At 71.9% G+C, this 16024-nt stretch carries 12 protein-coding genes; 6 read left to right on the top strand and 6 right to left on the bottom strand.

All coding sequences use genetic code 11. From position 1 onward, the window contains the following. Positions 1 to 2 precede the first annotated feature (2 nt). The 5 genes from ACIRDU_RS05645 (at position 3) to ACIRDU_RS05625 (ending at position 7791) form a co-directional block, all read left to right on the top strand. Positions 3 to 854 (top strand): serine hydrolase, encoded by an 852-nt coding sequence (locus tag ACIRDU_RS05645; RefSeq protein WP_403574832.1) that lies wholly within the window; start codon positions 3 to 5, stop codon positions 852 to 854. Between the two features lie 53 nt (positions 855 to 907). Then, entirely contained in the window at positions 908 to 1900 is a 993-nt protein-coding gene (locus ACIRDU_RS05640; RefSeq protein WP_403574829.1) for an esterase-like activity of phytase family protein, read from the top strand. A 134-nt stretch (positions 1901 to 2034) separates the two neighbouring features. Next, positions 2035 to 5754: an ABC transporter ATP-binding protein gene (locus tag ACIRDU_RS05635; protein WP_403574826.1), complete on the top strand. Its 3720-nt coding sequence runs from the start codon at positions 2035 to 2037 to the stop codon at positions 5752 to 5754. 98 nt (positions 5755 to 5852) lie between these two features. Then, positions 5853 to 6245 carry a hypothetical protein gene (locus ACIRDU_RS05630; RefSeq protein WP_403574823.1) on the top strand — a complete coding sequence of 131 codons (393 nt, stop codon included), beginning with the start codon at positions 5853 to 5855 and terminating at the stop codon, positions 6243 to 6245. 118 nt (positions 6246 to 6363) lie between these two features. Next, positions 6364 to 7791 carry a S28 family serine protease gene (locus ACIRDU_RS05625; protein WP_403574821.1) on the top strand — a complete coding sequence of 476 codons (1428 nt, stop codon included), beginning with the start codon at positions 6364 to 6366 and terminating at the stop codon, positions 7789 to 7791. Positions 7792 to 7818: 27 nt separating this feature from the next. On the opposite strand, the gene ACIRDU_RS05620 is transcribed toward ACIRDU_RS05625, so the two are convergent. From ACIRDU_RS05620 to ACIRDU_RS05610, 3 genes are all read right to left on the bottom strand, one after another. Further along, on the bottom strand, positions 7819 to 8475 hold the full coding sequence (locus tag ACIRDU_RS05620; protein ID WP_403574818.1) for a hypothetical protein: 657 nt from the start codon (positions 8473 to 8475) through the stop codon (positions 7819 to 7821). Between the two features lie 113 nt (positions 8476 to 8588). Continuing rightward, positions 8589 to 10412 (bottom strand): glycoside hydrolase family 3 protein, encoded by a 1824-nt coding sequence (locus ACIRDU_RS05615; RefSeq protein WP_403574815.1) that lies wholly within the window; start codon positions 10410 to 10412, stop codon positions 8589 to 8591. 331 nt (positions 10413 to 10743) lie between these two features. Next, positions 10744 to 11661: a LysR family transcriptional regulator gene (locus tag ACIRDU_RS05610; protein WP_403574813.1), complete on the bottom strand. Its 918-nt coding sequence runs from the start codon at positions 11659 to 11661 to the stop codon at positions 10744 to 10746. 90 nt (positions 11662 to 11751) lie between these two features. On the opposite strand from ACIRDU_RS05610, the gene ACIRDU_RS05605 reads away from it, so the two are divergent. Next, positions 11752 to 12429: an EamA family transporter gene (locus ACIRDU_RS05605; RefSeq protein ID WP_403574811.1), complete on the top strand. Its 678-nt coding sequence runs from the start codon at positions 11752 to 11754 to the stop codon at positions 12427 to 12429. A gap of 285 nt (positions 12430 to 12714) precedes the next feature. Here ACIRDU_RS05605 and ACIRDU_RS05600 read toward each other — a convergent pair whose 3' ends face one another. Genes ACIRDU_RS05600 through ACIRDU_RS05590 form a run of 3 tightly spaced genes read right to left on the bottom strand, consistent with a single transcriptional unit; the run spans position 12715 to position 15844 of the window. Next, the gene (locus ACIRDU_RS05600; RefSeq protein ID WP_403575172.1) at positions 12715 to 13512 is read right to left on the bottom strand and encodes a sugar phosphate isomerase/epimerase family protein; all 798 of its coding nucleotides are present in this window, start codon (positions 13510 to 13512) and stop codon (positions 12715 to 12717) included. Positions 13513 to 13544: 32 nt separating this feature from the next. After that, the gene (locus tag ACIRDU_RS05595; RefSeq protein WP_403574808.1) at positions 13545 to 14696 is read right to left on the bottom strand and encodes a dihydrodipicolinate synthase family protein; all 1152 of its coding nucleotides are present in this window, start codon (positions 14694 to 14696) and stop codon (positions 13545 to 13547) included. Next, positions 14693 to 15844, bottom strand: a complete 1152-nt coding sequence (locus tag ACIRDU_RS05590) for a Gfo/Idh/MocA family protein (protein WP_403574805.1) — start codon at positions 15842 to 15844, stop codon at positions 14693 to 14695. Before ACIRDU_RS05590 ends, ACIRDU_RS05595 begins: the two co-directional genes overlap by 4 nt. Positions 15845 to 16024: the final 180 nt, after the last annotated feature.

Here is a 16024-nt window from a genome sequence, read left to right as displayed (position 1 = left end):
GCATGACTTCTGGGATATCCCGACGCGCGAGAGTGCTGGCGGCGGCCGTCGGTACGGGCGTGCTCGTGCCGCTCGTCGCCGCCGCCACGCCCGCCGCCGCTGCCACGCCGGCCGTGACCTGCACGTCCGCCAATGCCGGGCTCGCCGCCAAGCTGAAGAAGGACATCACCGCCGCGCTCGCCACCCGCAAGGGCACGGTCGCCGTCGGCCTCTACGACCGCAGCACCAACACGACCTGCACCCTGCGCGCGAGCTCCGCCTACGACTCGGCCAGCGTCGTCAAGGTCACCGTGCTCGCCACCCTGCTGTGGGACGCGAAGAAGGCGAACCGGTATCTCACCGACCGCGAGAACACCCTCGCCAAGGCCATGATCACCAAGTCGGACAATGCCGCGACCTCCACCCTGTGGAAGCAGCTCGGCATGACGAAGATCAAGAACTTCCTCGCGGCCGCCGGCATGACCCAGACCAAGCCCGGCGCGAACGGCTACTGGGGCCTGACGCAGATCACCGTCACCGACGAGCAGAAGCTGCTGAAACTCCTCACCGCCAAGAACGCGGTGCTGAGCGACAACTCGCGCGCCTACATCCTCAAGCTGATGGGCCAGGTCGTCTCGTCCCAGCGCTGGGGCACCCCGTACGGAGTGCCCTCAGGCGTCACCGTGGCCGTCAAGAACGGCTGGCTGCAACGCTCCACGAACGGGTGGCGGGTGCACAGCGTCGGCGCGTTCAAGGGCGGCGGACACGACTACGTGATGACCGTGCTGACCCACGGCAACAGCACGATGAACTACGGCATCACCACCATCCAGGCCGTGGCCAAGGTCATCCACAAGGACCTGGCGGCGAGCTGAGCCTTCACCGCACGTCCTACCCGGCGTCACCGGCCCGTCCTACGGTGACGCCCATGCCCCTGAGAACCCACCTCGCCCTCCTCACGGCGGGCCTGGCGGCGGCCGCGTGCCTGACCGCCGCCGGCCCCGCCCAGGCGCAGCCCTCGCACCGCTGCTCCCCGTCCGTCTCCCTCGACCGCTTCTCCGACGCGCTCGACAAGACGACCTACGAGGACACCTTCGTCGGCAACCTCTCCGCGCTGGCCGCCGACCGGGACGGCTCCTTGGCCGCCCTCTCGGACCGCTCGTCCCTGTTCCGCCTGGACGCGCGGACCCTGAAGCCCCGGTCCGTGGTCCCCCTCGCCGACGAGACCGGAGCCGCACTCGACTCCGAGGGCCTGGTCGTGGACGGCGACGGCACGTACCTCGTCACCTCCGAGACCGAGCCGTCGGTGCGCCGCTACTCCCGCACCGGCGAGATCCTCGACCGCCTCCCCGTCCCGGACGACCTGCGCGTGAGCCCCGCGGGCCGCGGCCGGCCCAACGGCACCTTCGAGGGCCTCACCCTGCTCCCCGGTGGCCGCACCCTGGTCGCGTCCATGGAGTACGCCCTCTCCGGCGACCCCGCCGACACCGTCCGCTTCCAGACCTGGACCCGCCGCGGGGCTCACTTCCGGCTCGCGGACCGGTACACCTACCGCACGGACCCCGGCCTCGGCGTCCCCGAGATCCAGGCCACCCCCGACGGCCGCCTCCTGGTCCTGGAACGCGGCTTCACGGCCGGCGTGGGCAACACGGTCCGCCTCTACCTGGCCGACCCCCGCCACGCGACGGCCACGAGCCCCATGAAGAAGACCCTGCTCGCGGACCTCGTCACCTGCCCGCCCCTGGGAGCGACGGCCGGACAGCCCCAGCCGAACCCCCTCCTGGACAACATCGAGGGCATGACCATCACGGGCCGGACGAGGAACGCCCTGAAGGTCCTGCTGGTCAGCGACGACAACGAGAACCCGGCACAGACGACCCGCTTCTATTACTTGCGGGTAAGGACAACGCCTCTCTTCTAGGGGCGCGGGGAACTGCGCGACCAGCCGAGACGGCGCCGCACCCGTCCACGAAGAGAACTGTTACGGCGGGATGAAATCGGCCCGCCATCGCGTTGGTGCCTTCCGGCAGCTCAGGACGACTGGAAGGCACCGGTGTGACAGCGAAACGGGGATGGGCACGACGACTGTGGGCCTACGCATGGCGCCACCCGAAGGACGTCGTACTCGCCCTCGGCTCCTCGCTCGCCGGTATGGCCGTCATGGCCCTCGTCCCGCTGATCACCAAGGTGATCATCGACGACGTCATCAGCGAGCACACCAGGGACATGACCACCTGGGCCGGGCTCCTCGTCGCCGCCGCGCTGGTCGTCTACGTCCTGACCTACGTCCGCCGCTACTACGGCGGCCGCCTCGCCCTCGACGTCCAGCACGACCTGCGGACGGAGATGTACGGCACGATCACCCGCCTCGACGGCCGCCGCCAGGACGAGCTGTCCACCGGCCAGGTCGTCGGCCGCGCCACCAGCGACCTCCAGCTGATCCAGGGCCTGCTCTTCATGCTCCCGATGACCATCGGGAACTTCATGCTCTTCCTGATCTCCCTGGTGATCATGGCCTGGCTGTCCGTGCCGCTGACCCTGGTCGCCCTGGCGGTGGCGCCCGCCATCTGGTGGATCGCCAAGCGCAGCCGCACCCGGCTGCACCCCTCCACCTGGTACGCCCAGGCCCAGGCCGCGGCCGTCGCGGGCGTGGTCGACGGCGCCGTCAGCGGCGTACGCGTGGTGAAGGGCTTCGGGCAGGAGGAGCAGGAGACCGGCAAGCTCAGGGAGGTCGGCCGCCGGCTGTTCGCGGGCCGTCTGCGCACCGTCCGCCTGAACTCGGTCTACACCCCCGCCCTGCAAGCCGTCCCCGCACTCGGTCAGGTCGCGATGCTGGCGCTCGGCGGCTGGCTGGCGGTGCGCGGGCACATCACGCTCGGCACGTTCGTCGCGTTCTCCACCTACCTCGCCCAGCTGGTCGGCCCGGTCCGCATGCTCGCCGTGGTGCTCACCGTCGGCCAGCAGGCCCGCGCCGGCACCGAGCGTGTCCTGGAGCTGATCGACACCGAGCCGTCGATCGAGGACGGCCACAAGGACCTGCCCGCCGACGCCCCCGCGACGGTCGAGTTCGACGACGTCTCCTTCGGCTACGACGACGACCGCCATGTCCTCGACGGCCTGTCCTTCGAGATCCGTCCCGGCGAGACCCTCGCCGTCGTCGGTTCCTCCGGCTCCGGCAAGTCCACCGTGTCCCTCCTCCTGCCGCGCTTCTACGACGTCACGCGCGGGGCCGTCCTGGTCGGCGGCCACGACGTGCGCGAGCTGACCACCGAGTCGCTGCGCGCCGCGATCGGCCTCGTCCCCGAGGACTCGTTCCTCTTCTCCGACACCGTCCGCAACAACATCGCCTACGGCCGCCCGGACGCGACCCAGGAGGAGATCGAGAAGGCGGCCCGCGCCGCCCAGGCGGACCGGTTCATCAGGGAACTGCCCGAGGGCTACGACACCACCGTCGGCGAGCACGGTCTCACCCTCTCCGGCGGGCAGCGCCAGCGCGTCGCCCTCGCCCGCGCCATCCTCAGCGACCCGCGCCTGCTGGTCCTGGACGACGCCACCTCCGCCGTGGACGCGAGGGTCGAGCACGAGATCCACGAGGCCCTGAAGGGGGTCATGCGGGGCCGTACGACCCTGCTGATCGCCCACCGCCGCTCCACCCTGAACCTCGCCGACCGCATCGCCGTGCTGGACGGCGGCCGGCTCGCCGACCTCGGCACCCACGAGGAACTCCAGGAGCGGTCCGCCCTCTACCGGCGCCTGCTCACCGATCCGGACGAGCTGGGCGCGGTCTCCCCGGGGCACACCCAGCCGGCCTGCCCCAGGGAGGACACCTCCGTACGCGACGAGCTGGACGCCGAGTTCGACGCCGAGCGCGGGGTCACCCCGCGGCTGTGGAGCGGCGACCGCGAGCGCAAGGACACCGCCCTCGCCGAGAGCCCCGCCACACCCGAGCTCCTCGCCCAGGTCGAGGCGCTGCCCCCGGCCACCGACGTCCCGGACATCGACGAGTCGAAGGCCGTCCAGCCGGAGGAGTCCTACGGCCTGCGCCGGCTGCTGCGCGGCTTCGGGCTGCCGCTGCTGGTCAGCCTCGCCCTGGTCGCCACCGACGCGGGCATGGGCCTGCTTCTGCCGGTGCTGATCCGGCACGGCATCGACTCGGGCGTCACCCAGGCCGCGCTCGGCGCCGTGTGGGCGGCGGCCCTGCTGGGGCTGCTGACGGTCGCGGTGCAGTGGGCGGCCCAGATCGGCGAGATCCGGAGGACCGGGCGGACCGGCGAGCGGGTCCTGTACTCGCTCCGGCTGAAGATCTTCTCCCAGTTGCAGCGCCTCGGACTCGACTACTACGAGCGGGAGCTGACCGGCCGGATCATGACCCGGATGACGACCGACGTCGACGCGCTGTCGACGTTCCTCCAGACGGGCCTGGTCACGGCCTTCGTCTCGGTCGTCACCTTCTTCGGCATCATGATCGCCCTGCTGGTGATCGACGTGGAGCTCGCGCTGGTCGTCTTCGCGACGCTGCCGCCGCTGATCGTCGCCACGTTCTTCTTCCGCCGGGCGAGCGTGAAGGCGTACGAACTGGCCCGTGAACGCGTGTCGGTGGTCAACGCCGACCTGCAGGAGTCGGTGTCCGGGCTGCGGATCGTGCAGGCCTTCCGGCGCGAGCGGGACGGCGGGCGGCGGTTCGCGGAGCGCAGCGCCGACTATCGCCGGGCGCGCATCCGGGGCCAGTGGCTGATCTCGGTCTACTTCCCGTTCGTGCAGTTCCTGTCGTCGGTGGCCGCGGCGGCCGTGCTGATCGTGGGCGGCGCCCGGGTCGACGACGGGACGCTCGCGATCGGCTCGCTGGTGGCGTACCTGCTCTACATCGACCTGTTCTTCGCGCCCGTGCAGCAGCTGTCCCAGGTCTTCGACGGCTACCAGCAGGCCACGGTCTCGCTCGGCCGTATCCAGGAACTGCTCCGGGAGCCGACGTCGACGAAGTCCGCCGACGAACCCCTCGAAGTCCGCTCCCTGCGCGGCGACATCGCCTTCGAGGACGTGCACTTCGCGTACGGGGACGACGAAGCGGCCCTCGTCGGTGTCGACCTGCGCATCCCCGCCGGGCAGACCGTCGCCTTCGTCGGTGAGACCGGCGCGGGCAAGTCGACCCTCGTCAAGCTCGTGGCCCGCTTCTACGACCCGACCGGGGGCCGGGTCACCGTCGACGGCACCGATCTGCGGGACCTGGACCTCACCTCGTACCGGCACCGCCTGGGGGTCGTCCCGCAGGAGGCGTACCTCTTCCAGGGCACCGTCCGCGACGCCATCGCCTACGGCCGCCCCGACGCCACCGACGCCGAGGTCGAGGCGGCGGCCCGTGCGGTCGGCGCGCACGACATGATCGCCACCCTGGAGGGCGGCTACCTCCACGAGGTCGCCGAGCGCGGCCGCAACCTGTCCGCCGGGCAGCGCCAGCTGATCGCGCTGGCCCGCGCCGAGCTGGTCGACCCGGACGTCCTGCTGCTCGACGAGGCCACAGCGGCCCTGGACCTGGCCACCGAGGCCCAGGTCAACCAGGCCACCGACCGCCTCGCGGGCCGCCGCACGACCCTGGTCGTCGCCCACCGCCTCACCACCGCCGCCCGCGCCGACCGAGTCGTCGTCATGGACCACGGCCGGGTCGCCGAGGACGGCACGCACGAGGAGCTGCTCGCACGCGACGGCCGGTACGCCGAGCTGTGGCGCACGTTCATCGGCGCCGCCGAGCCGGAGGAGCCGGTCGGGGCACCCCGCTGACGTGGGTTTGTGACGCTCGCGCAACCGTCCGACATACGTCATGCGTCCGTACTGGCGTACGCCGATGGTCGCGGACGATGCGGTACGGGAGGACGACAGTGGACAGTGGAGCGATACGCCGGCGGCTCGCGCTCGGGCTGGCCGTGCTGACCGCCTCCGGGCTGCTCGCCGTCGCGGCGCCGGGCGAGGCACAGGCCGCCGCCACCGCGCTCTGCCCCGGGCGCAAGGTCCGCACCCTGCCGTTCTCCACCGGGACCGTGCTCGTCTACAAACGCGGCGGCTACGTCTGCGCCGTCACCCTCACCAAGAAGCCCGGCACGAAGCGCACGATGTCGGTGAGCGTGCAGGCCCGCGGCAACCGGCCGGTCGTCGACGCGGGCAAGTACGCCCACCACGCGGGCCCGGTGACCGTGCACGCCGGGCGCCGCTGCGTCTGGCTCAAGGGCCAGGTCGGCAGGGGGAAGTTCAGCTCCGGCTGGATTCTCTGCTGACGCCCGGCACCCCGCGACACGCCCCCCCCCGCGCACAGGGTTTTCCCTATGTCCCCTGGTGCTCCGGTGAGTTGGTCCGCTAGCTTCCGGCGCACATCTGTCTCACAGGGGAGTGCGCATGCGCAAGGCGCTCAGATGGCTGCTGGCGCTCACGGTGCTCATAGGCACACTGGGCACGGCGGGAGCGGCCACCGCCGCCGACGCCGCCGGCACCACCGACATCAAGGAGAGGCTGCTCTCCATACCGGGCATGAGCCTGGTGGAGGAGAAGCCGTACACCGGCTACCGCTTCTTCGTCCTGAACTACACGCAGCCGGTCGACCACCACAAGCCGTCGAAGGGCACGTTCCAGCAGCGCATCACGGTGCTGCACAAGGACGTCTCGCGCCCGACGGTGTTCTTCACCAGCGGCTACAACGTCTCCACGACGCCCCGCCGCAGCGAGCCCACCCAGATCGTGGACGGCAACCAGGTCTCCCTGGAATACCGCTTCTTCACCCCGTCCCGGCCCGCCCCGGCCGACTGGTCCAAGCTGGACATCTGGCAGGCGGCCAGTGACCAGCACCGCGTCTTCAAGGCGCTGAAGGGCATCTACAGCAAGAAGTGGATCTCCACGGGCGGTTCGAAGGGCGGCATGACCGCCACCTACTACGAGCGCTTCTACCCGCGTGACATGGACGGCGTGGTCGCCTACGTCGCCCCCAACGACGTGGTGAACAAGGAGGACTCGGCCTACGACCGCTTCTTCGCGCGCGTGGGCACCGAGGAGTGCCGCGCCCGGCTGAACGGCGTGCAGCGCGAGGCGCTGGTGCGTCGCGAGCCGCTGGAGAAGAAGTACGCGGCCTACGCGCAGGACAACGGCCTCACCTTCGACACCATCGGCAGCCTGGACAAGGCGTTCGAGGCGACCGTCCTCGACTACGTGTGGGGCTTCTGGCAGTACAGCCTGCTCAAGGACTGCGACCAGATCCCGGCCGACGCGAAGAACGCCACCGACGACGAGATCTGGACCTCCGTCGACACGATCTCCGGCTTCTCCGCCTACGCCGACCAGGGCCTGACGACCTACACGCCGTACTACTACCAGGCCGGCACCCAGCTCGGCGCGCCGACCATCCGCTTCCCGCACATCGAGAAGCAGTACATCCGCTACGGCTACCAGCCGCCGCGCAACTTCGTCCCCCGGGACATCCCCATGAAGTTCCAGCCGTCGGCGATGCGGGACGTGGACACCTGGGTCCGCCACAACGCCCGGCAGATGCTGTTCGTCTACGGCGAGAACGACCCGTGGGGCGCGGAGCCCTTCCGCGTCGGCAAGGGCGCGAAGGACTCCTACGTCATGACCGCCCCCGGCATGAACCACGGCGCCAACGTCGCGGGCCTCGTGCCCGAGCAGAAGGCCCTGGCCACCGCCCGCATCCTCGACTGGGCCGGTGTCGCACCCAGCTCGGTGCAGGCCGACCCGCAGGCGGCCAAGCCGCTGGCGAAGTTCGACGCCAAGCTCGACAAGCGGGACATGCAGCGTGAGATGACGCTGCGCCCGTAAGGCACGTCGCTGTCGCGCCCGGCCGTCTCACAGCGGCCGGGCGCACCCCACGGGCCGGTCGCCGCCGAGCCGGACGTACAGGGCGGTCGAGGCGGGGCACTCGGCCCGCTCGGCGACCGCCCGGACCACCTTGTACTGCGGCCGCCGCTCGTCCTCGCCGTCGCAGGCGGTCTCGCGGACCTGCCCGTCGCCGGAGCTGTAGACGCAGTCACCCACGATCGTGCGGGGCCCGCCCCCGCCGCCCGGGTCGCCGGGGTGCGGCGGCTGGAGGTTGCGCATACAGGCGTAGCCCCGCGGCACCGTCCCGTCGCCGTCCTCGTCGGACGCGGGCCGCTGCTCGCTGATGTGCAGCACGAAATCGGTGGTCGCCGGGCAGCGCGGCCCGTCCCGCACCGTGCCGTCGTGCCGCGCCACGACCCGGGCCGCCGCCCGCTCACCGGCGCACGGCACCTCGGTGAAGCTCGTCGTACCGAACGAACTGCACTCGCCGATCGCGAGGAACACCGCCCCGTACCCGGACGGCCGGGTCGGTACCGGCGACACCGTGGCGGTCCTCCCGGTCGCGGGATCGCCCAGCCGGCCGTCCTCCGCCACGCCTCCGGACGGGCTCTGGCACCCGGTCAGCAGCGCGCCGAGCAGCACCAGCAACCCCCCGACGACCCCCACACCACTTCTCTCACGCATCGCCGACCCCCCGAGTGTGCCCGCCCAGCGTGACCCGCCGTAGCGGGCGCACGCCAGGCACATGGGACGGTTTGCGCACGTTGGGGGTGGTGCGCCCGGTCCGTGGCGTACGTCTAGTACGACAGCCCGTACCCGATGGGGTACAGCACCTGCTCCGGATCATCCGCCCGCTGCACCGGCACCGGCAGCTTCCCGCGCGGCTTCACCCGCCCGGCGATCACCCGTGCGGCGGCCCGCAGTTCGACGTCGGTCCAGGAGTAGGCGGCCAGAACGGCCGGCACGGACGGCAGCTGGGCCACGTCGTACGGGTTGCGGATCGCCACCGCCACGACCGGCCTCCCGGTCGCCACGAGCTGCTCCACCAGCGCCTTCTGGCTGCTGTTCGCCGTGACGTTGTACGTGGCGGCCACCACCGCGTCCGCGTCCCGCGCCGCCGCGACCGCCTTCGCGATGGCCGCCGCGGAGGGGGCGGTGCCGGTGGACAGGGCGGTGGCGGTGAAGCCCAGTTCGGTCAGCGCGCCGGCGAGCACGCCCGTGGGCGGCCCCGTCGTGCCCGACGGCGAGGCCGGATCCGCCCCGACCACCAGCACCTTGGGGTACCGGCGCCGCGACAGGGGCAGCAGCCGCCGCTCGTTGACGAGCAGTGTGGTCGTGCGCTCGGCGATCCGGTCGGCCGCCGCCAGATGCGCCCGGGTGCCGACGGCCCGGTCCACGCCGGACTGACTGACGTACGGGGAGCGGAACAGCCCCAGCTTGGACTTCAGCCGCAGCACCCGCAGGATCGATTCGTCGAGCCGGGCCTCGGTGAGCTCGCCCTCGCGCACGGCGGTCAGCACGGCGTTCCAGGCGAGGTCCAGATCGGGCGGGTTGAGCAACTGGTCCACGCCCGCCTTCAGCGCGAGCACCGGCACCCGGGCGTCGCCGTACTTGCTCCGCACGCCCGCCATGCCGAGGGAGTCGGTGACCACGACCCCGTCGTAGCCGAGCCGTTCGCGCAGGATGCCGGTGAGGATCGGGCGGGAGAGGGTGGCCGGGTCGCCCGAGCCGTCGAGGGCCGGGACCATCAGATGCGCGGTCATGATCGAGTCGATGCCCGCGGCGATCGCCGCCCGGAACGGCGGTGCGTCCAGCTTCTCCCACAGCTCCCGGCTGTGCGTGATGGTGGGGAAGCCGGTGTGGCTGTCGACGTTGGTGTCCCCGTGCCCGGGGAAGTGCTTGGCGGTCGCGGCGACACCGGACCCCTGGTACCCGGCGACCTCGGCGGCCACCAGCGCGGACACGGCCCGCGGGTCGGCGCCGAAGGACCGTACGCCGATGACCGGGTTGGCCGGGTTGACGTTCACGTCGGCCACGGGGGAGTAGTCCTGCCGGATGCCCATGGCCCGCAACTCGCGCCCGGCGATGCGCCCCAGCGTGCGCGCGTCGGACCGTGACCCGCCCGCGCCGACGGCCATGGCCCCCGGGAAGAGCGTCGCGGGCCTGCCCACCCGGGCCACGATCCCGTGCTCCTGGTCGGTGGAGATGAGCACGGGCAGCCCGCGCGGCAGCTCCAGGGAGGCCTTCTGGATGCCGTTGGACAGATCGGCGATCTGGTGCGGCTCGCGGGTGTTGTGCGCCCAGGCGAAGTAGATGATGCCGCCGACCCGGTACTTCGCCACCAGCTCGGCGGCCGTACGGACCCCGATCTCCTTGAGGTTGGCGTCGATGTCGGCCTGGTCGGGGGCGGTGGCGGAGTGGCCGTAGACCCGCATCACGAAGAGCTGCCCGACCTTCTCCTGAAGCGTCATGCGGGAGATGAGGGCGCGCAGCCGGCTGTCGTCCGGGGCGGCGGCGTGCGCGGGCCCGGCGGCCGCGAGGGCGGCGGTGACGCCGGCCGTGGCGGCGAGGACGGTACGTCTGGAGGGCTGTGCCGTGTTTCCCGTGCCGGTGTCGTGCACGTGCGCTCCTTTGGGAGGTGATCCGCTCGGATCCGCTGAAGGAAACTTCCAAGAAGTCACCAATATCCGGGAAGTTTCTGCCAGTCAAGGGAACGCGCAGCAACCGCGAAGGGGCCGCCACCGGCGCGGTTGGAGGGGGGCGCGCCGATGGCGGCGGTGCCGCCGGCCGCGGTACGGCGGAGAGGGTGGTCAGCGATCGCAGCCAGTGGCGAGGGCCGACACCGCACCGTGGTGACTCTCCGGCGGCCTGCGGTTGGACGGGGACGGTCCGCCCCGGGTTCCCGACGCGGCCCGGATTCCCGCAAGTCGGTACGCGGGGTGAACCAGGGGCTCAACGGGGCGGATGAGCCGCCACTCCCGGCCACTGCTCACCGAGCACCCGTACGGTTTCCGCGATGGCCGGACGCCGGGCCGCCCCCGTCCGCCACAGCGCGTACAGCCGCCGCACCGGCATCGGATCGAGCGGCACCTCCACCACCCCGGCGGGCAGCGGCCCGCGCCCCAGCCGCGGGATGAGCGCGACACCGAGCCCGGCCGCGACCAGGGCCACGAGGGTGGGGTTCTCGTCGGCCTGGTGGACGATGTCCGGCTCGTGCCCGGCCGTGCGCAGCGTCCGCAGCAGCCAGTCGTGGCAGACCCGCCCAGGCGGCTGGCAGATCCACCGCTCGCCGCCCAGCTCCTCCCGCCGCACGGCGGCCCGCCCGGCGAACGGATGCCCCTCGGGGACGAGCAGATCGCACAGGTCGTCCCCGATGACCGCCTGCTCCAGGCCCGGCGGGGCGGGCAGCGGCGCGATGTCCCAGTCGTGCGCGACGGCGAGGTCGACGGCGCCCTTCGCCACCAGGTCGACGGACAGGTGCGGGTCGACCTCCGAGAGCCGGGCGTCCAGGCCGGGGTGCCTGCGGCCCAGCTCGGCCAGAACGCCCGGCATCAGCCCGCGTGCCGCCGACGCGAACGCGGCGACGGTCAGCCGCCCCGCCGGCAGCCCCCGCCGCTCCTCCAGCTCGGTCTCCGCGCGCTCCACGATCGCCAGCAACTCCTGAGCGACCGACGCCAGTTGACGCGCCTCGTCGGTGAGCCGCACACCCCGCCCCTCCCGCTCCAGCAGAACGGTCCGGGTCTCCCGCTCCAGCTTGGCGATCTGCTGGGACACCGCGGAGGGCGTGTACCCGAGCGCGAGCGCGGCGGCGCCGACGGTGCCGTGCACGGAGACCGCGTGCAGGGCGCGCAGCCGCTGGAGGTCGAGCATGGGGAGCTTCTTTCTGCTGAGCGATGCTTCATCCAACCATGCAGCAATCGTCGCTGGTGCTTCATGGTCGCCGGGCGCGATGCTCACCGCATGCGCCCGCCACACCTCGCTCTGGCCGTCCTGGTCGCCGCCGTTTGGGGCGTCAACTTCACGGTCATGGAGATCGGCCTCGACCACTTCCCGCCCCTGCTCTTCTCCGCCCTGCGCTTCCTGGCGGCGGCGCTCCCGGCGGTGTTCTTCGTGGGCCGCCCGAAGGTGGCCTGGAAGTGGATCGTGGCGGTCGGCCTGGTCCTCGGTGTGGCGAAGTTCGGCCTCCTCAGCAAGGCGGCCCCGACCGACGCGCTGAACTTCATGGTCTGGGTCAGCACGGTCCCGGTCCTCCCCCTGCTGGCCCTCTCCCTCCTCACGGAGGGGCCCTCGCGCGACCTGGCGGCTCTGCGCACCCTGGACTGGCAGGGCACGGGCACGGTCCTCTACGTCGCCTGGATCACCATGGTCTTCGGCTTCGGCGCCTGGGGCTTCCTCCTGCGCCACCACCCCGCCTCCACGGTGGCGCCGTTCTCCCTCCTGGTCCCGGTCTTCGGCATGTCCTCGTTCCTGTTCCTGGGCGAGCCGGTGAGCCCGCTGCAGTGGTGCGCGGCGGCGCTGCTGGTGGGCGGGGTGGGGCTGACGTCCCTGACACCACGACGCACCGCCCCCGCGGCGGCACCGGACCCGACTGCCGCTGCCAGGACGCGCCGTGCTGACCCGCACCTGGTCGCCGAGTGACCCCTGGCTCTCCGAGCGGCCTTGACAGGGCCGGGGACTCGGACAGGACAGCGACGGCAGGCTGGAGTGGTCGCCGGACTCGGCCGGTTCACGAGGATGTCAGTCATGGCTGCTCTCCGCGTCGGGAAGCGAGGGAAGAGAGAGCACCACGACCGGCCGAGTCCTTGAGAAAAGCGTGTCACGCCCGGGAGGCGGGTGCATCCGGGCGGCACGGGCGGCCCCGACGCGCCGCTGCCCCGCCCCCCGGTAGGGGAGCAGGGCAGCGAGCGTGGGTCGGGTACGGGGTCACCGGGTGTGTTCGGCGAACCTCGCAGCCGTCTCCGCCAGGACCTCCTGGCCGTCCCGTGCCCAGAGGCCGTCGTTGAACAGCTCCACCTCGATGGCGCCGGTGTAGCCGGCCGCCTCCACGTGACCCTGCCACTCCCGCATGTCGATCGACCCGTCGCCGATCTGGCCGCGGCCGGTGAGGACGCCCTCGGGCAGAGGAGTCGTCCAGTCGGCGAGCTGGAAGGTGTGGATGCGGCCGCCCGCGCCCGCCCGGGCGATCTGCGCGGGGGCCGTGTCGTCCCACCAGATGTGGTACGTGTCGACCGTGACGCCCACCTGGTGCGCCGGGAAGCGTTCGGCGAGATCCAGCGCCTGGGCCAGGGTCGACACCACGCAGCGGTCCGAGGCGTACATGGGGTGGAGCGGCTCGATGGCCAGGCGGACGCCGTGCCGCTCCGCGTACGGGCCCAGTTCCGACAGGGCGTCAGCGATGCGCTCGCGGGCGCCGTGCAGGTCCTTCGAGCCCGCGGGCAGGCCGCCCGAGACCAGGACCAGTGTGTCCGTGCCCAGCGCCGCCGCCTCGTCGATCGCGCGGCGGTTGTCGGCCAGGGCCTCCGCCCGCTCCCGCGGGTCGATCGCCGTGAAGAAGCCGCCCCGGCACAACGTCGTCACCGTCAGCCCGGCGTCACGGACCAGCTTGGCCGTGGCCTCCAGGCCGTACGTCTGCACCGGCTCGCGCCACAGCCCCACGTTGCGGATGCCCAGCCGGGCGCAGCCGTCCACCAGTTCCGGCATGGACAGCTGCTTCACCGTCATCTGGTTGATGGAGAAGCGTGCCGGCGCCCCGCTCACTGGTTCACCCCGTACACGCTCAGCAGCGTCTTCATCCGTTCCTCCGCCAGCTTCGGGTCGGGGAACAGCCCGAGCCCGTCGGCCAGTTCGTACGCCGTCGCGAAGTGGGGCAGCGAGCGGGCCGACTGGAGCCCGCCGACCATCGTGAAGTGCGACTGGTGGCCCGCGAGCCAGGCCAGGAAGACCACGCCCGTCTTGTAGAAGCGGGTCGGGGTCTGGAACAGGTGCCGGGACAGCCCGACCGTGGGGTCGAGCAACTCGCGGAAGCCCTGCACATCGCCCGTGTCCAGGACCCGGACCGCCTGTGCCGCCAGCGGGCCCAGCGGGTCGAAGATGCCGAGCAGCGCGTGGCTGAAGCCCTGCTCGTCGCCCGCGATCAGCTCGGGGTAGTTGAAGTCGTCGCCCGTGTAGCAGCGCACGCCCCGCGGGAGCCGGCGGCGGATGTCGATCTCGCGCCGGGCGTCCAGCAGCGAGACCTTGATGCCGTCGACCTTGTCGGGGTGGGCGGCGATCACGTCCAGGAACGTGTCCGTCGCCGCGTCCAGGTCGCCCGACCCCCAGTAGCCCTCCAGTGCCGGGTCGAACATCGGGCCCAGCCAGTGCAGGACCACCGGCTCGGCCGACTGGCGCAGCAGGTGGCCGTAGACCTCCAGGTAGTCCTCCGGCCCGGAGGCCGCCGCCGCGAGCGCCCGGGACGCCATCAGGATGGCCTGCGCGCCGGACTCCTCGACGAGGGCGAGCTGCTCCTCGTAGGCCGCGCGGACCTCCGCGAGCGACCCGGAGGCGATCTGGTCGGTGCCCACACCGCAGGCGATGCGGCCGCCGACCGCCTTGGCCTCGGCCGCCGACCGGCGGATCAGTTCCGCCGCGCCCGTCCAGTCCAGGCCCATCCCGCGCTGGGCGGTGTCCATGGCCTCGGCGACCCCCAGCCCGTGCGACCACAGGTGGCGGCGGAAGGCGAGGGTGGCGTCCCAGTCGACCGCGGCGGGCGAGTCGGGGGAGACGTCCGCGAACGGGTCGGCGACGACGTGCGCCGCCGAGAAGACCGTGCGGGAGGTGAAGGGGGTGCCGGGGGTCACGGCCAGGGGCTCGGTGCGCGGCTCGTAGGTCCGCAACGCCCCGTCGGCGCCGGGCAGTCGGATCGTCACAGCGAGATCTCCGGCACGTCGAGACGGCGGCCCTCGGCCGAGGACCGCAGGCCCAGCTCGGCGAGCTGCACACCGCGGGCACCGGCCAGCAGGTCCCAGTGGTAGGGGGCGTCGGCGTAGACGTGCCGCAGGAACAGCTCCCACTGGGCCTTGAAGCCGTTGTCGAACTCGGTGTTGTCCGGGACCTCCTGCCATTGGTCGCGGAAGACCTCGGTGGCGGGGATGTCCGGGTTCCAGACCGGCTTGGGGGTGGCGCTGCGGTGCTGGACGCGGCAGTTGCGCAGGCCCGCCACCGCGGACCCCTCCGTGCCGTCCACCTGGAACTCCACGAGCTCGTCGCGGTTGACGCGGACGGCCCAGGAGGAGTTGATCTGGGCGATCGCGCCGCCCTCCAGCTCGAAGATGCCGTACGCGGCGTCGTCGGCCGTCGCGTCGTACGGCTTGTCGTTCTCGTCCCAGCGCTGAGGGATGTGCGTGGCGGTGAGCGCCTGGACGGACTTCACACGGCCGAACAGCTCGTGCAGCACGTACTCCCAGTGCGGGAACATGTCGACGACGATGCCGCCGCCGTCCTCGGCGCGGTAGTTCCAGGAGGGGCGCTGGGCGGTCTGCCAGTCGCCTTCGAAGACCCAGTAGCCGAACTCGCCGCGCACGGAGAGGATCCGGCCGAAGAATCCGCCGTCGATGAGGCGCTTCAGCTTCAGCAGGCCGGGGAGGAAGAGCTTGTCCTGGACGACGCCGTGCTTGATGCCGGCCTCGTTCGCCAGCCGGGCGAGGTCCAGGGCGCCGTCGAGGCCGGTGGCGGTGGGCTTCTCGGTGTAGATGTGCTTGCCGGCCGCGATGGCCTTCTTCAGCGCCTCCTCGCGGGCGGAGGTGACCTGGGCGTCGAAGTAGATGTCCACCGCCTCGTCGGCGAGGACCGCGTCCACGTCCGTCGACCAGTGCTCCAGCCCGTGCTGCTCGGCCATCGCCTTCAGCGCGTGCTCACGGCGGCCGACCAGGATCGGCTCGGGCCACAGCACGGTGCCGTCGCCGAGGTCGAGGCCGCCCTGTTCGCGGAGGGCGAGGATGGAGCGGACCAGGTGCTGGCGGTAGCCCATGCGCCCGGTCACGCCGTTCATGGCGATTCGCACCGTCTTGCGTGTCACGTCGTTCCCTTCGTACGCGGTCGTCGCGCCGCGTACGCCCCACCCTTCACAGGCGGCCCGGTGAACGGGCCGTTGACTGGTGAACGTCACAGCAAGCGCTTTCTACATACGGAGAAGCTAGCCTCTGAACCGCGGTCCGGACAAGACCGTGACCAGGACGAGTTGTTCGAGGGGGCGAAC

The organism is Streptomyces sp. NPDC093598, from assembly GCF_044764825.1.
In the GTDB taxonomy this organism is placed as follows: domain Bacteria; phylum Actinomycetota; class Actinomycetes; order Streptomycetales; family Streptomycetaceae; genus Streptomyces.
This window is presented reverse-complemented; position numbering and strand designations above follow the sequence as displayed.